Origin of the sequence: Halobacteriovorax sp. JY17, assembly GCF_002753895.1 — a bacterium.
GTDB lineage: Bacteria > Bdellovibrionota > Bacteriovoracia > Bacteriovoracales > Bacteriovoracaceae > Halobacteriovorax.
The window spans coordinates 180,393-202,159 of the sequence record NZ_NJER01000004.1 but is presented as its reverse complement, the minus strand read 5'-3'; the positions used below and the strand labels follow the sequence as shown (position 1 = coordinate 202,159).

Sequence of the window (21,767 nt, the reverse complement as noted above, 5' to 3'; positions counted from 1 at the left end):
TTAGAGGTATAATCCCCAAAATGACGACAATAGACAAGGCAATTCTCCCCTCTAAATCAGAGCTAAGTGAGCTTGGATTTATTAAGTTCCACCTTCCTTTTCCAAGTGAATTTAAAGAGGTGGTAAATACTTGTAATTGGGAAGTTGTTGATCAACTTGTATCCAGATACTTAACAAAAGGAGAGATTCTTCACTCTATAATAACGCATTATCAAGCATTTAACTTTAGTGAACATATTATTGCCATCAGAGATGCGGCTACTGATGAAGATGGAATCTGGCACGATGATGGTTCAAGAGAAATTGCCTTCACATGGTCTCTAAATGACGATGATCAATTAGAAGGAGGAGAACTTCTCTTTAGACCCAAGAGTGATTCCAGTCTATTAGAAATCATAAGCCCTCCTCCGAGAGAAACTCTAATTATCTTTCTTACTGGAAAGTCTGGGTTTGAGCACAAGGTAAATCAAGTGATAAAAGGCAGAAGAAAAACCATAGCAGGTTGGTGTAGCTTAGAAAAACCACTCTGGGCCTAAGTAGAAATTCAAGATATCTTAAATAAAATTTTCACCTACCCATCCGATAAGTTCTGTAATGAGACTTATTCATCTATTGAAATCTATTTATTTAAACTTCTTTAATTGGTGCCTTTCACCACTTAAACGCTCAGATAAAATTCATCGCTTTAGAGTTCACGTACTTATTGCAACAACACTTATCACCGGTATTCTCATGTGGAGTTACGCCTTCACTGCCTATCATTACATAGATCATCCAAGCATAAAGTATATGGGCTTCTTCTACGCTGGTATACATCTCTTAAATATTCTCTGTTACAAGTGGACAGGCTCCATTGAAAGAGCAACCTACATGATGCTCATTCCAGGCGGACTTTTTCAAATGCACTTCTCGCTTCTCTCGGGAGGATTTCTCAACCCTATACTGATGTGGATTGCCATTCTTCCAGTAATTGCAGGAGTTCTTACAGACAAGAAACATACTATTATTTGGATAACTCTTATCCTTATTGCGGCCACAACTATTTTTATAATGGATCTAGGTTTTGGATACTTTAGAAAAGATTACCTCAATCAATCAGGACTTATTATTACTCAGACTTTAACAGTATTTGGAATGATGATTCTTCATTCTGGATTCACCCTCTTTCTCTTAAAACTTAAAGAAGTAAGCGAAGAGCAAATTAGAAATAGGGCCCTCTCAAAACAGAACCTCCTACGAGTTTTAGCACACGATGTATCAACGCCCTTAACGCTCATTCAAAATAATACTCTCTTTCTCGAAAAGATTTTAGAAAAGGATAAGTTTGATGATTTGGACAAGAAGAAACTTAAAAATAAAGTTAATTCTACTTTTAAGTATTCACAAAAAATTTGTAATCTCATTCATGCCATAAGAGAAATGGAGGCTTTTGAGTCAGGTAAGAAAGTGCTTCAACTTGAAGAAATTTCTCTAAAGACCTGTGTTGAAGAAAGTATTGAAATGCTTAGGCAAACTCTATCAAAGAAGAGAATTACAATTCATACTATTATCGATGACATCTATATACTTGGAAATCGAAGTATTATCGAACATCAAATCATAAGTAATATTATTTCCAACTCCATCAAATTCTCACCTGAAGATAGTGAAATTTTCATACACACTTCTCTTGCAGATGCTCATGTTGAACTTTTCATTAAAGATCGAGGGATTGGGATTCCAGACTATCTCCTATCTAAGGTTTTTGATCCTATTGCTAATACCAATAGACAAGGCACTAGTGGAGAAGAGGGAACAGGTTTTGGAATGCCAATAGCCAAGAGAAGTATCGAGCTCTTAGGTGGAGAGATCTCAATAGAAAGTCACTCCATCGAAGACTCTCCAAAATCTCATGGCAGTGTTTTTAAGCTTTCTTTTCAAATCAGCCGAGCACAAACTTTACGAGACCTAGCTTAACTATCTGTTTTCACGTTTCTCATATGCTTTGTAACTTCGTAATTTTTTCTCTTCAGCGCTAATTTACCCTTGAATTTTAATAATTTGAAGTATATATTAGCGAACCTGTAATGAATGATTATTAAAAACTGAATGCTGCGGCGTACAGACAGAGGGTTTAGATATGGCACGTGTATGTGATTTAACTGGAAAAAGAAGATTAGTAGGAAACAAAGTTTCTCACGCAAAAAATAGAACAAAAATGACTCAAAAACCAAATCTTCAAACGAAGAGAATTTTTGATCCAGAATCTGGTGAGACTATTAAGTTAAGACTTTCTACAAGTGCAATTAGAACACTTGATAAAGTTGGATCACTTTCTAAGTTCTTAAAGAAATATAAGCATATGTTCTAGTAAGAAATTACTTTCTTATATTAGTGGCCTTCAAGAAATTGAAGGCTTTTTTTTGTGCAGAATAAATCAAAAAAAGTGGCAACAAGAAATGTGGCCCCCTCATTATAAACTCGTGTCCTAAAGTTAATAGAGTGTGGGACAATCCAAAAACAGATTCCTCACCTATTCTAGCAAAACTTGTCAACGCTCCCCACATACAACAAAACCCTAATGCCCATTGATCAACTAGCGGAAGAAATATTAATATTGCTGCTAAGAAATCAAGCCCTCCCATAACTTGTAGAAGAATGCGAGCAGAAGATTCAGAGCATCCAATAATATTTATCACCATATCAATGAAGTTTCCTGGAACGGGAAAAATCCCAAGTGCGTAAGAGCCATGTCCTATAAAAGTTAGGGCCACAGCTATGCGAATAAAGAGGATTAACTTATCGCTCTCCCCTTTCTTCCAAAATAAAATAAGAGCAAAGGGAGAGAACATCTGTGCTGAGTATTCTATGAATTGTGCCGGAATAAAGAATTTAGACGACATATAAAGTCCGCTTAATACAACAAGATAAGCTCCACTCAGGTAGAGTAGCTTCTCTCCTTTTCTATAATTAAAGACAACAACAAGAGAAGTTAGGAGAAGAATAACACCCACGAAAATAACACTTAGATTTATGAGCCTATCCGTCACAGGGCTTGTTACATAATCTGTCCAAGACCATCCAAATAAATTAAAAATCGGAGATAGTAGTCCCTCATTCCAAAGAATAATTCTATAAGGGGCATCATAGAAGAGGTGTTGTATTCCTCTTCCAAAGAGCACTGTAAATGTACTTAAGCGAATTATGAATTCTAGAACTCTTTCGTGCTTCAAGATCAGATCCTATTTACGACTTTCTAATGTCACAACATCACCTTCCTTTGGCGACCATACTCTTAAGTTTCTCGGAATATCAAACCTCGCTTCATCTGTTACAGATGCAACTTCATAGGCATTATCCACAGCAATAGTTCTAATATCCATTGTATTCCTATCTAAGTGAATCCATTTAAATTGGTTAAAACTACCTGACGATCTTGTCCATGACTTATCATCATTATTCTCACGCAGAGGAGCTCCCCAACAACCTTCACCAACATACACTGTTCCATTTTCATCATCCCTTACAAAGCCTTCTTCATGACCTTGTTCAAAGCTGGGGCGAATTGGATAAGTTGTTTTCACTGTATGTGAATCCGACTCCACAACAAGATCCATACTGTACTTATAAAAAACAGGTGCCCATGCTTGATAGAGACGATCGTTCTCGCTCTTCTTAGCCGTGTGTGGCCTCATTGGGCGGTGGTAGAGACCTATCTTCCAAATAGTATCCTCACTTTCGGAGAGGTCTTTATTTAGCCAAACGAGCTGATCTCCATTCAAAGAAGATTCTGAATTTAAAACATAAGTCTTTAAAAGATTTCCAGCAAATGGAAGAGAGTAATAGACCCCCTCGCTAGTATCAAATAATTTCGAAATGGAAGCGTTCGATCTTTCGTGATTTCCTCTGGCAACAATGATTGGAGTCATTCGTCCATCAGTTGCAATAGTGTGCTCCCAGTCGACAAACCAATTCTTCCACTGACCAGAAATATCGAGACTTGTCATGTCACCACCAAATAAAACAAAATCAGCGCGAAGCTTTGAGACAAGCTTATTAGCGGCGACTCTTGGTGATCTATTATTTCTAGAGTCTCCACCAGCAATTATTGAAAGCCTTGCATCCTCACTCTGCTCCATTGTTTTAAACCAATATCTCTTAGAGAGATCTCCTCTCGAAGTTTGAATGATAAAGTAATACTTAGTGTCTGGTCTTAAATTGCGAATATGAGTAACAGCATTAAACATTCCTTTGTAGAAATTTAACTTATCTACAAGGGCCCTATTCGCATACCGTGCTATATTGCTTCCATGATCGACACTGTCGTAGTAGAGAACTTGATCAACTCCAAGTTCAGATTTCGTATCCCAAATAATTTTCATCGTTGTCGATGGGTCTTCTGACCATGTTAGACGAATTTTAGAAACTGTATCATTAACCCATGGCCATCCATTCGCTACAAAACTGTAACAAGATATAGATAGAGCTATGATTGCTAACTTCCTTATCAGCATAAATATCTCCTATATATTATAGGTTATTTTAACAATCAAGATGATTCACTGTCTAGCAATTCAAAGGCAGTGAGCCTAACATAGGCCCACATCTCAGCTAAATAATAATTTTAGTAGGCTTTTGATCTTCGCCAAGAGCAACAAAAGAGAAACTCCCTTCAAGAGCAAGCTCTCTTGAGTCTTCAAGCATCGCCTCAACAAAGACTTGAACTTGAATTTTTATACTTGAACGCCCAACATTTGTAACAGAGCCAACGAGCTCCACAATAGTTCCAGCAGGGATAGGCTTCTTAAAGTCTAATTTATCTGTTGAGACTGTAACCACCTTCAGTCGTGTGAATCTCGTTGCTGTAATGAATGCAACCTCATCCATCCATAGCATGGCAGTCCCTCCAAAGAGAGTATCATAGTGATTTGTTGTGTTTGGAAATACTGCTTTTGTTACACGGGTTTTAGAAATACGTGCGCGCTCTTCGTAATTTGAAGTCATAGGTTACCTCTCCTCGGGTGTGAATGTTTTTGATAGAGCTCGGACTATAACCGTTGCGGGACAGCGAGGTCTTTCACCTACTTCATCTATCTTAGTAGGAAAACTTTAGATCTTTTTCTTCGTAAAGACAAATGAGAAAACCCCACTTTCGTGGGGTTTGGGCGTAATTTTAAATTATAGGAGTTAATTTAAATTTAGTATTGAACGTCTACTGAATCAATTACAAATCCCCATTTAGAAACTGATCTATCCGACTTAAAAGTAACAGTCATAGTCTCACCTTCTACGTACTCAGAAGTATAATCTTCTTTTGCACCAGAAACTTTTTCAGCAATTGATCTACTAGCATCAGAAACTTCTAAAACATCGTAACCAGTTTCAAGGTCTAGTTTTCTAACTCTTAATCTAATGAACTTTGCACCTGGAAAATTAAATGTTCTAGCTTCAGTGATGTCATGTCCATACGGGTGAGCCGTTTCCCATACTTCATCAATAGATACTGTTTCCCAGTTAGCTGGGTTTGGCATATTTCTAGTAGGAACTGTATTCGTTAAAAGATTGTAAGCATTTAATCTACCTGCGTTGATAGTCTTACCTCTAAGCGCCGAAAGTGGCTCCGAAGTTGCCATTAATCTATTTCTTAATTCTTCAACATCCATTCTTCCTTCTTGAGCAATTAGAAGACCAATTGCACCTGAAACGTGTGGAGTTGCCATTGAAGTTCCTGAATAAGAAGCATATCCACCATCTTTAACAGTTGAAAGGATATTGTGTCCTGGAGCTGCAATATGAACTGTATTTCTACCATAGCAAGAAAAGCTTGCAAGTGAGTCAGAAGAAGTTGTCGCTGCAACTGAAATCACGTTTTTCACATCATAATTTGATGGGTAGTGTGGTCTAGAGTCATTATCTGTTGAAGAGTTACCTGCCGCTGCAGTGAAAACGATTCCCTTATCAGCAGCTCTTTGAATAGCATCCTCTAAAGCTTGTGAGCGACCTCCGCCTCCCCAAGAGTTAGACATTAAATCAACATTCATCTTCGTTGCGTAATCAATTGACTTAATCGCGCCTTCAGTTGAACCTGAACCACTATCAGTTAAGAATTTTATAGCTACGAACTCTACGTCGGCCATAATTCCCGCTACACCAATACTATTATGAGCAGCACCAATTGTACCTGCACAGTGAGTACCGTGTGAGTGACCATCTCTTGGGTCTCCGTCATTATTTGCAAAGTCATATCCGTGAATATCATCTACATAACCATTTCCATCATCATCAACTCCAGCTTCACCATTTAGCTCAGCTTCGTTTGTCCACATCTGATCTTTAAGGTCTGGGTGATTATAATCGATACCTGTATCAATAACTGCAATTCTTACTCTTCTATCACCTTGAGTAATTGACCATGCTTTCATTACGTCAATATCTGCACCAGCAACACCTGCAGCACCTGTAGGATCATTTGAACCTGTATTTGCTAATCCCCATAATTGACCAAACTTTGGATCAATTGGAGTATAAGCATCTGACTCAACAGTCAGTGGAGATGAAATATATGGGCTAATATCAAAAGTTGAAACTGGCTTAACAATTTCATAAATGAAGTTTGGCTCAGCATAAACAACATCAGGATTACTAGTAAGAAGAGAAGACATACTCTTCATTGATTTATTCCCATCAAACTTTACAACATATAAAGTTTCTTCTGATAAATCGATTGTTCTATCAAGCTCTACACCTAGAGACTTAAAAGAGTTTAAAGCACTTTTCTCTGCACCAGCTTTCATCTTTACGATCATTTCACCTGGAACAAAGTTCGCTGCTGCCATACCAGTAGCACTGATGGCCATCGCTGCTGCACTTAACATAATATGCGATTTTTTCATTCTCCCTCCTTGGAGCACAAACGGTTCTTTCTAAACCTGACTGAATTACATAACTTTTATTAAATAAATATTGGTATTTAATTAATAAGTCTCTATCCGAGATTTCACTAGAGGTAATTATTACCAGTATACCTCTAACCTCCCATTTCATCGTGAAATGTGAGAAAATGTTAGTTATGATTTATAACAATTCTACTGATCCAGTATTTATAAAGAAAATCTCCCTCAAAATTTGGTCTCTAAAAGACGAAGTGAAAGCTGTTATTCAAGAGAAGATGAAAAATTCTCAAGAAGATCACTTAACAATCGACGAGCTAAGAAAAGAGTATTGTTCCAAAAAAGAACAGAGCGCTGAGATCATTCCAATAAAGTCAGATGAGGAACTTGATACAGGTGAAGATGAAATGGCTGCAGCTCTTGCAGCAGCTGAGTCAGAGTCAGAAAGTGAAGAGCCTTCGGAAGAAATTCAAGAAGCTCCTCTAGAAGAAAAGATTGGTGAGTATCAAATTATTCAAAGATCACCTTCATTAAATGAAGAAGATATTTCTAGTGGAAAAACAATTCTTGCAGAAGTGGGTATGGATAGAATCTATTTCTTCAGTAGTAAGCCTTTCTTAAATGGTCAGAGTATCGTTATCGAATTCGTAATACCAAAGAGATTTGTAGTAAATGCAAATATTGTTTTTTGTCGTGAATATAATATGAAGAGTAGAATTATCTCTAAGAATAGACTTCCTTATAGGATTGGAGCCGAGTTCTCATTCCTTAAAGAGGGAGAGAGAACTCTTCTTAGACAATTTATTCACTCAATAGAGCCAGAAGTAAAAGAGGCTCCAGTGATAGAGACAAAAGTCAAAGAAGATGAAGAAGACTTTGACGAATTTGACGACTTAGATCTCTAATGTCCTACTGATTCGGCCGCAATAGCGAACTCAACAGCTCCTGCGGCCTTTGCTATATCCATAACCTCAACCGCCATTCCAAGCTTAGAGCTTTTATCTCCTTCAAAAATAACAAGCTTTGTCCCTTCACTTTCTAAAGACTCTGATATTTTCTGTTGGAGGTTATTCCAATCGACAAGTTTTCCCTGAACAGAAACCTTTCCTCCTTCAGACATAGAGACAAGAACCGAGGCACCTTCCTTTTTCTGAGTCTTTGAAACAGTTTTTGGAATATCAATATCTAGACCAGACTCAAGAGAAACAGATGAAGTCACCATAAAAATAATAAGTAGAACCAACATAATATCTATAAGAGGAGTCATATTAATATCAGCAATGATTTCTTCGTTATCTTCATTATCCATTTTAAATGACATTGATCCCTCCTAGATTAAATCCATTAGATCTTGCATTCTATTTCTTATCTCAGTATTCACACGAGACAGTCTATTTTGAAAATAGTTATAAAGTATTACCGCCATAACCGCGACGATGATCCCCGCAGCAGTTGCAACGAGAGCTTCTGATAGGCCACTGGCAACAATTGCAAAACCACTCTTTCCCGACTGAGCAATTGATTGAAATGATTTAATAATACCAACAACAGTTCCAAACAGACCTATAAAGGGAGCTGATGATCCTATTGTTCCAATAATCCAAAGTGATCTCTTTAACCCCTGTTGAGTTTCAACAAGCCTTCTTGCCATTCTCATTCCCCACTGCTCGCGGTCCATCTCCGCCCCTTCAAAGAGAGTTAAATAAGGAATGCAAAGAAGAGGATGAATACTATGAGAGAGCCCTTTAGCCTCGTGAAGTTTCTTATCTTTTAATAAATCTTGACCCTTTATAAACATAAGGTCGATATCTTTCTTTAAGCTATTTAAGAAGCGAATTTTTTCAAAAGTTACAAACCAAACGAGGAGAGAACAGATCAGTAGTGGGTACATAATAAAGCCACCAGCATTAAATAATTCAAACATACTTTGCATCCTCTTTTCATCAAATAACTAAGGCGCTAATCATCTCTATACTTACTCCATTTATCAAGTTAGAATAATTGAAAATCAATGTATTTAAGAGGTTTCAGTGCTGGTTAAGATTTCGACAGATCGCACAAGATCTGCAAATTTTCTCATGATAATGTTCGCTATCGTAATAGTTATTGGAGGTCTTGCCAGTGAATTCTTTCAAGCACCTTTAATTCAAAACACTGCTCTTAGTAGATATCAACTTCTTTTAAAGCCAGAACAAATTGATCAAATTGAATCAATTCAACTTGATAATAGACTTGGTCTCTTTAAGATTAATAAAGATAAAGATGGGCAGTGGACTCTCACGAGCCCAAGAAATCTTCCTAGTAGTACGGCGACAGTAGCCTCTATTTTACAAAACTTAAAAGATATTAAAATAAGACAAATACTTCCAAAAGATGCCATTAATATTTCTAATTTCTCACTAGACTCACCTCTTATGAAATTACAAATCACCTACTTTGGAGGAAAAGAAGACCTTTTAAATATTGGTCTTGTAAATCCAATTGATAATTCAACTTACGTTACTTTCTCAAGCAAAGATGCAATCTATCATGTTGATGCTCTTGAAAACTCAATGGAGGGATTAAGCCTTTCCAACTTCATTGAACCTAAAGTCTTTACACAAGACTTAAAAACTATTGCTGAATTTAAAATTTATCGTGGAAAAATTCCTTCAACAAGCTTAAGACTCTCCATCAAAAATGAGACTGATGGCTGGTTAGACAATAGTGGTAATATACTAGAACCCAAAGCTGTTGAAGAATTCTTAACAGAAGTCTTAAGTTTAAAGTCATCTCTTATTCTCGATAAGAAAACAGATAAGTTAATCGATGCGGTTAGTAGATACTTTGCGAATCCAAGTTACACGGTAGAAATTTTAGATAGGAATGGTAAAAAGGTCTTCTACGAGATTTCTTACCTTATCAATAACCTTCCAGATATCAAGATGGAAAAGAGACAAGTCTTTATAGTTAAGGCCTCTAATAGACCTCACCCTTATGTCATAGAAAAACAATTTCTAAGTACTTTTGGAAAGTCCCAAAAGTCTTTTAAGAAATTATCTATTAAGAAGCTTTTTTACTAACGATTTTTGAGTTAGATGGTAGAGAAGTTTCTTTAACAATCTTAGCAGGATCAACAAAGACTTTAATAAAGTTTTCAACAATCATTGAATTATATTTAACAACCTGATCTCTATCCATTAGAATTTTCTTGAGTGCTGTAGGAGGGTCCATCTCTCCATCAATCATAATATGAACAAAGTCATTGGCGAGACAAACGATATTGGACAGAGTTAGTATACTCGATCCCTTCTTCTTATATGGAAACCCTGTTCCATCATAATACTCATGATGCTGTAGAATTATCTGCTTAACTGAATTATTAATCATTCTATTTTCTTCAATTATTTCAACTCCAATTTGAGGATGAGTCATATAAAGTGCGTATTCATCATCATCCATCTCAAGAGGTCTTTTCTCTAATAACTCTGGAGGTAACTTCATCTTACCTATATCGTGAAAGAGACAAGCAAGAGCTGTTGCTTCAATGGTTGCCTTTGACTGCCAATCAAATTGTTTAATAATCGCTGTTGAAAATAAAGTCACTAGAAAAGCGTGAGTAAAAGCAGTTGGATCAAACTCTTCATAGCTCTTTAGAATCTTAAATAAATTCTTTTCCTTTTCGACAAGGTTATAAATATTTTCGCAAACCTCTTTTCCTTGCTCAACAACCTGAGGCTTCATCCCTTGTGTATAAGCTTCTTGAATATACTTATCAGCAACATTTCTAATCATTTTAACTTTTGCTTCACCTGGAATATTCTTATTCGCAATAAGCTTACTCGCTAGTTGATTATGATATTGAATAAACTTTCTTCTATCTGAATTATGAAAGTATAAGTGTTCCACGTTCTTTTCATTTCTATATTTGTCAATTCTCTCTTTTGAAAACGTGTCTCCCGAATGAAGAATTTTAATATATCGATTTGATCTTAATTTTATAAAAACATCAAAGAGAACAGCTTTGGCAGAATAGAAGTCATCTATCCTTACTTGCGTAAAACTACTATCAGGGTTTTCAACTTCAACTTCGTCAGACTGCCCTTCACGCCTTTTAATATTTTTCATGAAGTCACCAAGAGACTGATGTCCTTCAAGAACGTCTTTAAGTGATTCGATTTCAAATGGTTTGACAATAATTTCAACCATTCCGAACTTCTTCAATTGTTCCTCAGAAGTTCTCTCTTCGTCTAAAATACTCTGACTCTCAAGAACGACTAAAATTCTCTGATTAGGATGGTTTCTCTGCATGAATTTTAAGACTTGAATACCGCTATGACTTTGAAGATCGAAATTGATTATTACAGCGAAGAATTTGTCATTATAGAGAGCAAGCTGAGCGTCTTTTCCATTGTTAACACAGGTAACTTCATAGAACTGCTCCTTCAAAAAATTTGAAGCTGACTCAAGCCACTTTTCTCCTGGATCTGCTAATAATACTTTTAGTGCCAACCCTATTTCCTCGCTATAAGAAACAAATACAACTGACTTATCGGTATAAAGGGAGAAAATATTGAAGAAAAAATAAAGTAAGTTCTAAGGTAAGCTACTGAAATAATAATAAAAAGCCCACGAATATCGCGGGCCTAATATCAAGAATTAATAGATTTGAGACCTATTTAATTTCTTTGTGGATCGTGTGTCTTTTTAAGAATGGGTTGTACTTCTTAATTTCAAGACGATCTGGTGTTGTCTTCTTATTCTTAGTTGTTGTGTAACGAGAAGGAGATTTTCCAAGCTTTCTCGCTTCAGTACACTCAAGTGTAATCACTACTCTTGGACCTTTAGCCACGTTTTCCTCCGGGTAATTATATCTAAAATACTATTTATATAAAATAACGAATGCCAAAACTACTAGATTTTAATTGGCATGACAACCTATAATTGATAAAAACGGTAAAAACACTAGGAATTTACAAGAATGAATGCTGCAACGGAACTCTCAATCGAAAACTGGACTTTTGTTCACTACAAGACCGATCAATACAAGGCCTTCATTTCCATGGGAGCAACACCTGCATCCTTGGAAATTCAGTACTTTGTAACTGTTACAGATAAAGATAATGCCGAAATCTTCCAAAGCTCTCACCCTGAACTAGAGGAAGCAGTTTTAGATATAAATAAAAGATATGGTCACTGGTCTATTTTCGATGCAGAAAATCCACCAGATGCCGATGGCTGCTCAAGCTGTAGCGCACACTAAGTCTTGTATTTTAGAGGTAAGTCTCTTGACAAGTAGGGCAAAATTAGCGAAATTACACCCTCAAATAATTAAATAAGTATCTTGTAGCAAGCAAGGTTAACAAAGGAATAATTATGAAAGCAGGTATTCATCCAGAGTACAGAGACGTTCTATTTTTTGACGTTTCATGTGACAAGCAATTTGTTATCAAATCAACTATTGCAACTGATTTAACTGAAACTTTTGAAGGTAAAGAGTACCCAATGGTTAAGTTAGACATCTCATCTGAATCTCACCCGTTCTATACTGGTAACCAGAAGATCGTTGACTCTGAAGGTCGTATTGAGAAATTCAGAAAGAAATTCGGTGGAGCATATGCTTCAAAACTTAAGAAATAAGTTTTAAGAAATTCACGATATAAAAGGGCCACTTCTAAAGTGGCTTTTTTATTTCTTTAATTTCTTTATTTCAGAAATTAAAAGTTCGCTCGCTTTTGTCTTCACTCGATCACATCTATAAACTAAGCAAATATTATCTTTGAAAATAGGAGCGTCTTTAATAGTTTTCAGATCTCCCCTAGAGGCAGTAACAACTTTTCCAGGAAGAATTCCTATCCCTGCACCACTCTCAACTAAGTTCGTAAGTACTTCTAAATTTCCAGAATGAATTATTCTCTTAAAAGAAAATTTCTGCTTCTTTATTTTCTGCATTAGAGTTGATGTCTGAGTCAGATCAGGATCACAAAGAAGAACATCTCTATTCTTATTCCCCTCTATTTCCCAGAGAGTCACCTCATCACTTATGAGTTTTATAATCACTAAATCTGGATGACTAACAGGGTTTACAACAATTCCCATGTCGAGCTGATGGGAGATCACTTGCTCTGTGATAATTCGACTAGAACTATGAGTAAGATTAACCTCTAGATGAGGGTAAGTTGTATAGAGGTCTGGGATAAAACTTCCAAGTGTGTAGAGAGCAACTGAGGGATGAACTCCTATAGAGTATATACCTCTAATGTCATCTTTCTCTTTAATCACCTTTGACTTTAGCTCATACCACTCTTCAAGAAATTTCTTAGACTCTCTTTGAAAACTCTCTCCATGCCTAGTTAGAGAAACTCCATTCTTAGATCGAATAAGAAGAGTAACCCCAAGAGAAGATTCTAATCTCTTAATCGCAAGAGTAAGAGTTGGCTGAGTCACCCCTAACCTTTCGGCCGATCGACTTAAATTTAAAGTCTTTGAAACTTCTAAGAAATATTGAATATCATTTGAACTAGGTAACATTTCATCTCTCTTTTAAAATAATTTCGACTCTAAAATGATTCTCACTTAACTCTTTAATAATAGTATAATCAAAATCAATCCCCACAGAGATTTTCTGCATATTTTTAATCTCTTTCTTTGACAAAGACTTCTTTAAAACTTCAAAGGTTCCAGTTATCAGCCGATCGCCTCTTTCAAAGCAAACTTCCCAGTCAAAAGAAAACTTCGACTCTCTAAGAAATCGAATCATACGAGCTTTATGAGTCGTCTCAATAACTTTCTTAGTATAAACGTGAGTAATCAACGGCATCACCTTTCTATCTAATTTTACAATTTGAGAAAGTCTTTCAAACTCTGAGTCGTGAGTCATCCTCAGAACCTGATGACACCAATCCTCTTGTCCGTCCTCAATCTTCTTCGCCACAGGACAAGGTGACTTAATATTGGCACATGGATAGGCGCAAGTATATCCAAGATCATTCATGGCACTTCTAAGCTTAACCACAAGTTTGAAAACATCACTCGTTCCAGGCTCTATAATAATTAAATTTCTAGGATCATACTCTCCTATGATTTTCATAAGAGCATTAAGCCCCATCTCATTGAGAGAGTGACCTAGAATTAGAGTTTCTCCAATGAAGTCTTCAGGAAATGATCGACTAAAATTAATTCTCTTATTCTGATAGAGTGTCGTATTAATTCTTGTCGCCTGCTCAATCATTAGTGCACTTGAATCAACGCCAGTAACTGTAATATCTCCATCAAAGTATTCATCTAATGCAAAAGCAAATGTTCCAGGGCCAGTGCCTAGATCTACGACTCTAGAGTTTCTTATATCCTCTAGAAGATCTTCACTTAACATATCAAATACAAAGTTTAACTTTGGCATATTAGATGGGAGATAGAAGAGAGTGTAGGCCGAAACCATATCTCTATCCATCACATACTCTGTGATTTTCTTTCTCTCGCTAGTAAAGCCTTTTGAAACTAAGGATAGATTCTTCACTATACTGTGTTCAGATATCTCAGGCTCTAAGAGGGCGCTCTTTAATTTATTAAATGGAAATTTCATATGGTCTATCTTACCGATTTTTTGCTTATAAAAAAAGAAGAGGCCGACAATGTCGACCTCAGCATTAAGATAACTATTTTAGACTAAGCCCAATAAGTCTAACGATAGCCCATAAGATTTTTGAGAATTTCTCTTAATCTTACTTAACTTATCGACGACATATGAGAATCTTTAACTAAATTCTACCTAAAGAGCAGACCCTCTAGCTAGAGAGTCCTATCTCTCGTCTAAGCCTTTGTAATTACGATCAGTTGCTCCAGTATAAATTTGTCTTGGACGACAAATTTTTGAACTTGAGTCCTCTCTAAGCTCTTTCCACTGAGACATCCACCCAGGAAGTCTCCCAAGAACGAACATCGCTGTGAACATATTTGTAGGAATCCCTAAAGCTTTATAGATAATTCCTGAATAGAAATCCACGTTAGGATAGAGCTTTCTCTTAACAAAGTACTCATCCTCTAAAGCTTGTTTCTCAAGTCCTTTTGCAATATTTAAAAGCGGATCATTTACGTTTAATTTTTCTAAGACTTTATCACACTGAACTTTAATAATCTTAGCTCTAGGATCAAAATTCTTATAAACTCTATGTCCAAATCCCATTAGCTTAAAAGGATCTTCCTTATCTTTTGCTTTCTCAAGAGCTTTAACAGCATCTCCACCAGCACCTTTAATTTCATCTAACATTTCAAGAACAGCTTGGTTTGCTCCACCATGTAGTTGTCCCCAGAGAGCATCAATTCCGCCTGAAATAGTTGAGAAGATATTAGCGTGAGACGATCCAACGACTCTTACAGTTGAAGCAGAACAATTTTGCTCATGATCAGCATGAAGAATGAGAAGAACATCAAGCGCTTTGGCCACTTCGTCATCCGCTTCACCAAACATCATATTTAAGAAGTCTTTACAGTAGCTAAGACTTGGATCTGATTCAATTGGAGCAAGTCCTTGTAAATGTCTATAAGACTTTGCAACGATCACTTTCACTTGCCCAAGTAGTTGTGCGAAAACTTCCTCTTTATCTTTATCTGTTGGATTTGGTCCAAGGTAATCTTGATAGTAAGCAGAAAGAGCAACAGTCGTACTTGAAAGTACTCCCATTGGGTGAGCTGTTTTTGGGAATGTTCCAATTAAGGCTTCAATTCCTTCTGGTAGCTTATTGAAACTTGCCACTTTCTTTTCAAAGTCGGCCATCTGAGTCTTTGTTGGAAGTTCACCATAGTAAAGTAACCAAGAAACTTCTAGAAAGTTTGAGCTCTCAGCAAGTTGCTCTATTGGATAACCTCTATATCTAAGAATTCCCTTCTCACCGTTTAAGAAAGTTACAGCAGAAGTGCATGAACCAGTGTTAACAAAACCATTGTCTAAAGTTATATATCCCGTCTCAGCTCTGAGCTTTGAAATATCAATCGCTTTTTCACCTTCACTTCCCTCAATTACTGGAAGTTCAATAGTCTTATCACCTAAATCTAGTTTTGCATTACCTGCCATATATACTCCTTAAAAAAAATACTTATAAAAATAGAAACAAAGAATTTTGAATGAAAATTCATTGGAAATCCAGAGCTCTAATTTCTCCTAACTATCATGTAAGTAGGTATAATGTCGAGCGCAAAGCGTCCAAAGTGGTTTTGTCTAATCGAGAGAGCTAGACCAAGCAGCTGGATCAGATTGCCAAGAATTTAACATTGCATGCTCTTCGGAAGAAATGAGATTTTGCTCAAGTCCCAACTTAGCTATTGTTGAAAAATTCGTTAGACTGATTAGAGGAAGGTTATATTTCTCTAAAATTTCTTTAGATTTCTTCATCTCGTAAGTTACAATACTAATAACGCCTATAGGTCTTAAGCCTACTGCTAGCGAAGCCTCAATGGCATCCTCTAAACTCTTTCCCTGATTGATTAGATCCTCAACTAAGACAATTGACTCACCGGCGCTGAACTTCCCTTCAACTTGATTCTGCTTACCGTGCCCCTTCGCTTTCCCTCTAATATAAATCATTGGTGCGTTAGTTTCATGGGCCATAAAAGAGCAGTGAGGAATCCCCGCAGTAGCAAGTCCGGCCAACTGATCAAAACCCCACCCACTATCACTTAACTTTTTCACCAAAGAATCTACAACAACTCGGCGAGCAATTGGCAGACTCAGAAGCTGTCTATTATCACAGTAAATTGGGCCCTTCAGACCAGAGGCATAAACAAAAGGTTTTGACGGTGAAAGTTGGACACATCCATTCTCTAAAAGAATATTTGCTATTTTGACATCACAAGTCATTAAAACCTCATTCTGTAAGAAATTGTTAGACACACGGTACGTTGACTTCTATTTACCCAAAAGTATACAGTTCGCCATCCCAAAGGGTCAAATAATCCAAGTAAAGGAATTTTATGATTAAGTTAATCATGATGAGTGCTCTAATACTTATGAGTACAACATCACAAGCAAGCATGCTTCACACTCAAAACTCTCCACTCCTAATGGGAGCAAAGAACCATAAGAAGAGTTTATCAACAGAAGATAATTACAACCTTACTCTTAAAAAGAGTGCTTTAGAGCATTTCTTCTTAATGCAAACTGCAATGATCGACAATCCTCCAGCACCAACTGGAAATCCATTGGCCTCAAAAGTTGTCTTCTTTAAAAAGAGCGGACCATTCATAGGAATGTTCGAAACAACAACTGGAAAGATTGTAACAAACTCTGTTTCAACTCAAATTCTTTTGGCCAAGTTTCCGATCATTTCTGAAACCGAAGACCTTATTACATTTAATTTCGAAGAAGGAATGAAAACACTCTTCCTAAAAGGATCGTACTATATTGCTTCTCCAGACTCTGACCCTTCAGAAGAGAGCACTTACCATATCCTTGAGAGTTTTTTAAATAGAGTTGAACTTGTTGGTAAGCATATCTTTATAGAGCAATTTCTAAGAGTAGAATCTCCGGCAGAAGGAAAAACTCCGGCGTCTATTTCCCCTATTCATATTAAATATGATTTCTCTACTTATGTGCAGAACCCAAATTTTACACCAACAGCAAGCCCAGGTTTTACAAAAGTAGGTTACTTTGAAAATCACCCTGTTTACCCAACGGATGCAAACGGAAGCATCATCGAAACGCCTGTTACTTATATTAAGAAATTTGATATTAACAAGCCGATAACTTTCTATACAACTTCTAACACTCCTAAGAAGTGGGAAAGGGCCGTACAAGATGGTGTTCTCTACTGGAATAAAGCATTTGGAAGAGAAGTTATAAAAGTAGCACCACTTCCAGCGGGAGTGAGTATCTTTGAACCAGGTTATAATATTGTTCAGTGGCTTGATTGGGATACTGCAGGCTTTGCTTACGCAGCTTCGAGCTCTGACCCTTTAACTGGTGAAATTCAAAATGCCCACGTCTTTATGACAAGCTCGTTTGCAATTGGCTCTTACCAGACAGCTAAGACCTATCTTTCAAGACTTGGAAACGAAACAGTTACAACTCATAAAATGGGGCTTCTTGGATTTACTTCGGCCCTAAACTGTAATGATAATACAGACAGGGCCAGTGCTGACAGAGAAAGACTTAAGGACTTCATTACTGAAGTAGAAGGAAAGTCTTTTACTGATGAGCAAAAAGAAGAAATGTACACAAGATATGTTGCAGACTATATCAGACAAGTAGTTGCTCATGAAGTGGGTCACACTCTTGGTTTTAGACATAATTTTGCAGCAAGCTTAGATACTGATATTGATTCTAGTAACTATGATTCAATCTCTCTAAAGTATTTAACAACTGGAATCATTGAGGAAGAAATAAGTCCTGGAAGTTCTGTTATGGACTACACACCGGGATTCTTCTCAAGTTTAGCAGGGGCCAAGATAAGACTTGGTAGCGATGCTCTTTCATACGATCAACATGTAATTGATGTTTCATATAAAGGAGCAAATCCTTATAGTGAACTTAAATTCTGTACTGATGATCACGCCGGAAGCTACTACGATTGCTACCGCTTCGATGCATTTAAAAACGTCTTAGAAGAAAAGAAGTATAACGTTGAAAGATCATTGAAGAATATTGCTCACATTCTTATCTCTGGTAACTTTGCATTTATTAATGATTCAACACTAACTGAAGATCAGAAGTTAGAAAAATTTAATAGTGTAGTTATCAATGGATTCTCTGACGGAATCTATATGGCAGATAATAGATTCAAAGAACTTGTGATCAGAGCAAAGAAAGGTTCTAAAAGTATTACTGAAAATCTAACAGCACTTAAAGATGATTTCACAGTTATTGGTGGAATGAGTAAGATACTTTTTGAAGATATTACTCCTACTATGAAAGACGGTGTTCTTCTTTCAAATAACTCTAGAAAGTTCATTACTTCTTTTAAAGATATTGCTCCTTATTACTTTGGAGAGAATTTAACTAGTGAAATTTCAAAGAAGCTTGTAGCTGCCGCGACAAAGTATGCGAAAGAAATGGAGCCTGCTTTTCTTGTAAGAGCTATCCCTTATCTCTCTCAAGAGTTTGAGTATAGAGATGAGAAATTTATTGATTCAATATCAGCACTGTCAAAAGTTATTTTAAGAACAAGATCAAATGACATTGATGTAGTAGAAGGTATTAAAGCTCCTCTTTTTAGCCTCACTCATGGAGACAAGAACTTAAGAGAGCTTACAGGAGAATTTGTTAACTTTAGCTTCTTCCCTGGATCTCATAGTTTTGAGAGAAGTATGAAAAATCTTAAATTCGATCTATCTAAGGATATCGTTAAATTAAAAGAAGAAATTTCCTTAGTCTATGGAAATGTAGAAAGCTCACCTGATGATGTCTATGACTTCTATATGAGAGAAGAATTAGAAATTTATAATTTTTAAATAGTTGAGGCCTTAAGAAATTAAGGCCTTTTTTATTCGTAGCTTAGTTTTGGCAGTTCAATAATAAAGCGCATATTCTCACAGTGATTATCTAAGTAGAAATTTCCACCGTGCTTCATAATAATTTCTTTTGAAATACTAAGTCCCAACCCAGTTCCTTTTCCTGAATCCTTAGTGGTATAAAAGGGCTGCATCATCTTTCTTGCAACATCATTTGAAACTCTTTCTCCAGAATCAGTGAGAGAAAAAATTACTCTATCATCTAGTTCCCTCATATCAACTTCAATCCATTTCTCACATTCACGATTAGAAATAGAGTCATAAGAGTTATTTAAGAGATTAACTATCACTTGAGAGATTTGCTCGGGGTGACACTCAATAGGAATATCACTCCCCTCCTCCATTCTATTCACAAAATTAATATTGGCGAGACGTATTCTCTCTTTAGAAATATCAATTGTAGATTCTACTACTTCTTTAAAGTTTTTTACTTCCAATTCATCTAACTTTGATTTCCTTGAAATCATCCTTAAACCAGAAATGATACTTGTAACTCTCTTGCAATGCCTCTGAATCATCGATGATATATTTTTTAGTTCATGAACATCTAAAATTCCTCTCTCAATTGAAGAATCAATTTTAGAAGCGTAACCATTTATAACAAAAAGAGGATTATTTATTTCATGGGCAATTCCTGACGCCATTTCTCCAAGAGTCGCCATTTTCACAGAATGACTCGTACATAATTCCTGCCCAAAATTTTTCTTAAACTCTTGATCTTTCAAGAAGAAGCTTAATTGTCCCGTTATAAGCATCAACTCATTTTCTACTTCACTCCACTCTCTAGGGCTACGATAATCTAGAAGTGATAAATTTCCCCAATGAATTGAGTTAAAGAAGATAGGAGCAATGAAGTAGGACTTCAAATTATTTTCTTTAAAGAAGTCTCCAATTTGACTTTTCTGGTTAGGACGATCTCCTATATTACCAAATAAAGGTTTTCCAATAGCGAGGGTATTGGTAAAGAATTCATAAATATCTTCATAAGAGAAAGAAGAGAGAAGGTCTTTATCTACTCGAACGGTATCTTCACTTGAGTACCACTCATAGTAGCTTTCAACATAGATTCTATTACTGTTCTCATTTAAGGCGTTCTCATCAATACACAGGCTATCAATTTCTAACTCCGTTGCTAGAAGTTGCATGCTTCTTTCAAGGGCCAAACTTGGCTCTGGTGAATTTAAAAGAATCTTATTAATTTCCCTAATAACATTTAATAATTTCATCTTCTTTCTCAGTTAATTCTCTATTAATAACTAAGAGTCATTCTAAGCGATAATATTTTACTTAGGTTTGATTTATCACTTTAAGGTCTTGATTTTAATAATTAAATATTTTTTGAAACTAGTTTTTCAAAAAATAAAAATAGAGTCTCTTCTTCAAAAGTGACCCAATATATTGTCACTCACACCTTCTATAGGTACACATTTTTAGGCCATTTTGCTTATTTAACTCTTCGTATTCACTTGCAGAAAAACTCTCTTGGACGAGTTCCCACTTTCCCCCTTCACTCTTAAACAAATCTCTTAAGAAAGAAGTCTCCTCAAATGGAGTATTTAAACAAGCAACAAACTCTCCACCTACTTTGAGAAAGCTCCCCATTCTACGAATAATCTTTTCGTAATCTTTCTTATAAAAGAAACTCTTTCCTTGGTTAGAAGGAGGATCACAGATAATTTTGTCAAAGGGACCAAATTTTCCAATTTGATTAATAGATTTTAAGACATCCCAGCTCTTATAAACAACTCCATCATCGCAGTTATTTAAACGGTGGTTTTCGCGACCAATATTTAAGAAAGTCTTCTTTTGATCAATATTAACAACTTGTTTAGCCCCACCTGCTTTAGCAGCAACCGATAGAGAGCATGTGTAACTAAAGAGATTTAGAATATTCTTCCCTTCAGAGTTACTCATTAATTTAGAGCGCTCATCTTTCATATCTAAGAAGAGACCTGTATTTTGATTTTGCTTTAAGCTAACGTGATACTTTAGGCCATGCTCTTCAACTATATGTACTTCAGGTAACTCAAGCCCTAGAGAAATAGATTTAATATCTCTTCCAAACCTTTCTTGAACAATTAGGGGCCTATCTCCTCCGTGAATCTTAATTAATTCATTAATAATGTGAGAGTAGTCTACATCTTTAAATACCGTTATAAATATTGCAGGAGGATAGTAATCAATATTCAAATAGTCCTGATCTGGAAAAGTTCCACCTCTCCCATGTAGGACTCTCTTGACCTCAGCGCCGCTAATTGCCAATTCAAGTCTATATTTTAAATTCTCTAGAAATTCAGTCATAATGCCTACAGTGGTTTGCATTTTCAATAAGTTAAATTAAAGTCATTTATTATGTAAACCAATTTTCAGGCTTTTGCCAATCTAAACTTCACGTTATCATATCTATGGTATTCTAGT

General features: G+C 36.1%; 22 protein-coding genes and 1 riboswitch. Of the genes, 8 read left to right on the top strand and 14 right to left on the bottom strand.

What is annotated here, in order from left to right:
- The first annotated feature begins 20 nt into the window (after positions 1 to 20).
- The 3 genes from CES88_RS16325 (at position 21) to rpmB (ending at position 2,350) form a co-directional block, all read left to right on the top strand.
- Positions 21 to 536, top strand: a complete 516-nt coding sequence (locus CES88_RS16325; protein ID WP_290736903.1) for a 2OG-Fe(II) oxygenase — start codon at positions 21 to 23, stop codon at positions 534 to 536.
- A gap of 58 nt (positions 537 to 594) precedes the next feature.
- Positions 595 to 1,956, top strand: a complete 1,362-nt coding sequence (locus tag CES88_RS16320) for a HAMP domain-containing sensor histidine kinase (RefSeq protein WP_290736901.1) — start codon at positions 595 to 597, stop codon at positions 1,954 to 1,956.
- A gap of 163 nt (positions 1,957 to 2,119) precedes the next feature.
- The gene (rpmB, locus tag CES88_RS16315; RefSeq protein ID WP_290736899.1) at positions 2,120 to 2,350 is read left to right on the top strand and encodes a 50S ribosomal protein L28; all 231 of its coding nucleotides are present in this window, start codon (positions 2,120 to 2,122) and stop codon (positions 2,348 to 2,350) included.
- A 7-nt stretch (positions 2,351 to 2,357) separates the two neighbouring features.
- On the opposite strand, the gene CES88_RS16310 is transcribed toward rpmB, so the two are convergent.
- The 4 genes from CES88_RS16310 to CES88_RS16295 all read right to left on the bottom strand — a co-directional run bounded on the left by CES88_RS16310 (position 2,358) and on the right by CES88_RS16295 (position 6,872).
- A complete protein-coding gene (locus CES88_RS16310; protein ID WP_290736897.1) occupies positions 2,358 to 3,212 on the bottom strand; it encodes a hypothetical protein in 855 nt (284 codons plus the stop codon).
- Between the two features lie 9 nt (positions 3,213 to 3,221).
- Positions 3,222 to 4,493: a metallophosphoesterase family protein gene (locus CES88_RS16305; protein WP_290736895.1), complete on the bottom strand. Its 1,272-nt coding sequence runs from the start codon at positions 4,491 to 4,493 to the stop codon at positions 3,222 to 3,224.
- Between the two features lie 97 nt (positions 4,494 to 4,590).
- The gene (locus CES88_RS16300) at positions 4,591 to 4,983 is read right to left on the bottom strand and encodes an acyl-CoA thioesterase (protein WP_290736893.1); all 393 of its coding nucleotides are present in this window, start codon (positions 4,981 to 4,983) and stop codon (positions 4,591 to 4,593) included.
- Positions 4,973 to 5,087, bottom strand: a riboswitch (adenosylcobalamin-variant (AdoCbl-variant) riboswitch). (Overlaps the previous gene by 11 nt.)
- Positions 5,088 to 5,177: 90 nt before the next feature.
- Positions 5,178 to 6,872: a S8 family serine peptidase gene (locus CES88_RS16295; protein WP_290736891.1), complete on the bottom strand. Its 1,695-nt coding sequence runs from the start codon at positions 6,870 to 6,872 to the stop codon at positions 5,178 to 5,180.
- A gap of 176 nt (positions 6,873 to 7,048) precedes the next feature.
- On the opposite strand from CES88_RS16295, the gene CES88_RS16290 reads away from it, so the two are divergent.
- Positions 7,049 to 7,774, top strand: coding sequence for a hypothetical protein (locus tag CES88_RS16290; protein ID WP_290736889.1), 726 nt, complete (start codon positions 7,049 to 7,051; stop codon positions 7,772 to 7,774).
- On the opposite strand, the gene CES88_RS16285 is transcribed toward CES88_RS16290, so the two are convergent.
- A complete protein-coding gene (locus tag CES88_RS16285) occupies positions 7,771 to 8,190 on the bottom strand; it encodes a biopolymer transporter ExbD (protein WP_290736887.1) in 420 nt (139 codons plus the stop codon). The genes CES88_RS16290 and CES88_RS16285 overlap by 4 nt on opposite strands.
- 9 nt (positions 8,191 to 8,199) lie before the next feature.
- Positions 8,200 to 8,793 (bottom strand): MotA/TolQ/ExbB proton channel family protein, encoded by a 594-nt coding sequence (locus CES88_RS16280; RefSeq protein WP_290736885.1) that lies wholly within the window; start codon positions 8,791 to 8,793, stop codon positions 8,200 to 8,202.
- A 106-nt stretch (positions 8,794 to 8,899) separates the two neighbouring features.
- On the opposite strand from CES88_RS16280, the gene CES88_RS16275 reads away from it, so the two are divergent.
- Positions 8,900 to 9,931: a DUF4340 domain-containing protein gene (locus CES88_RS16275; protein WP_290736883.1), complete on the top strand. Its 1,032-nt coding sequence runs from the start codon at positions 8,900 to 8,902 to the stop codon at positions 9,929 to 9,931.
- On the opposite strand, the gene CES88_RS16270 is transcribed toward CES88_RS16275, so the two are convergent.
- Positions 9,912 to 11,360 carry an HD domain-containing phosphohydrolase gene (locus tag CES88_RS16270; RefSeq protein WP_290736881.1) on the bottom strand — a complete coding sequence of 483 codons (1,449 nt, stop codon included), beginning with the start codon at positions 11,358 to 11,360 and terminating at the stop codon, positions 9,912 to 9,914. The genes CES88_RS16275 and CES88_RS16270 overlap by 20 nt on opposite strands.
- 163 nt (positions 11,361 to 11,523) lie before the next feature.
- Positions 11,524 to 11,700 (bottom strand): 50S ribosomal protein L33, encoded by a 177-nt coding sequence (gene rpmG / locus CES88_RS16265; RefSeq protein WP_014243691.1) that lies wholly within the window; start codon positions 11,698 to 11,700, stop codon positions 11,524 to 11,526.
- Positions 11,701 to 11,829: 129 nt separating this feature from the next.
- Here rpmG and CES88_RS16260 point away from each other — a divergent pair, with 129 nt between their 5' ends.
- On the top strand, positions 11,830 to 12,111 hold the full coding sequence (locus CES88_RS16260) for a hypothetical protein (protein WP_290736878.1): 282 nt from the start codon (positions 11,830 to 11,832) through the stop codon (positions 12,109 to 12,111).
- Between the two features lie 113 nt (positions 12,112 to 12,224).
- The gene (locus CES88_RS16255; protein WP_290736876.1) at positions 12,225 to 12,488 is read left to right on the top strand and encodes a type B 50S ribosomal protein L31; all 264 of its coding nucleotides are present in this window, start codon (positions 12,225 to 12,227) and stop codon (positions 12,486 to 12,488) included.
- Between the two features lie 48 nt (positions 12,489 to 12,536).
- On the opposite strand, the gene CES88_RS16250 is transcribed toward CES88_RS16255, so the two are convergent.
- From CES88_RS16250 to pyrE, 4 genes are all read right to left on the bottom strand, one after another.
- Positions 12,537 to 13,379: a LysR family transcriptional regulator gene (locus tag CES88_RS16250; RefSeq protein WP_290736874.1), complete on the bottom strand. Its 843-nt coding sequence runs from the start codon at positions 13,377 to 13,379 to the stop codon at positions 12,537 to 12,539.
- A gap of 1 nt (position 13,380) precedes the next feature.
- Positions 13,381 to 14,430 carry a small ribosomal subunit Rsm22 family protein gene (locus CES88_RS16245; protein WP_290736873.1) on the bottom strand — a complete coding sequence of 350 codons (1,050 nt, stop codon included), beginning with the start codon at positions 14,428 to 14,430 and terminating at the stop codon, positions 13,381 to 13,383.
- A gap of 216 nt (positions 14,431 to 14,646) precedes the next feature.
- The gene (locus CES88_RS16240; protein WP_290736871.1) at positions 14,647 to 15,918 is read right to left on the bottom strand and encodes a citrate synthase; all 1,272 of its coding nucleotides are present in this window, start codon (positions 15,916 to 15,918) and stop codon (positions 14,647 to 14,649) included.
- Between the two features lie 144 nt (positions 15,919 to 16,062).
- Positions 16,063 to 16,701, bottom strand: coding sequence for an orotate phosphoribosyltransferase (gene pyrE / locus CES88_RS16235; protein ID WP_290736869.1), 639 nt, complete (start codon positions 16,699 to 16,701; stop codon positions 16,063 to 16,065).
- 113 nt (positions 16,702 to 16,814) lie between these two features.
- Between pyrE and CES88_RS16230 the strand changes: the two genes are divergently transcribed.
- Positions 16,815 to 19,289: a zinc-dependent metalloprotease gene (locus tag CES88_RS16230; protein WP_290736867.1), complete on the top strand. Its 2,475-nt coding sequence runs from the start codon at positions 16,815 to 16,817 to the stop codon at positions 19,287 to 19,289.
- Positions 19,290 to 19,321: 32 nt separating this feature from the next.
- Here the strand turns inward: CES88_RS16230 and CES88_RS16225 are convergent, their stop codons facing one another.
- On the bottom strand, positions 19,322 to 20,575 hold the full coding sequence (locus CES88_RS16225; RefSeq protein ID WP_290736865.1) for an ATP-binding protein: 1,254 nt from the start codon (positions 20,573 to 20,575) through the stop codon (positions 19,322 to 19,324).
- A 175-nt stretch (positions 20,576 to 20,750) separates the two neighbouring features.
- Positions 20,751 to 21,650 (bottom strand): class I SAM-dependent methyltransferase, encoded by a 900-nt coding sequence (locus CES88_RS16220; RefSeq protein WP_290736863.1) that lies wholly within the window; start codon positions 21,648 to 21,650, stop codon positions 20,751 to 20,753.
- Positions 21,651 to 21,767: the final 117 nt, after the last annotated feature.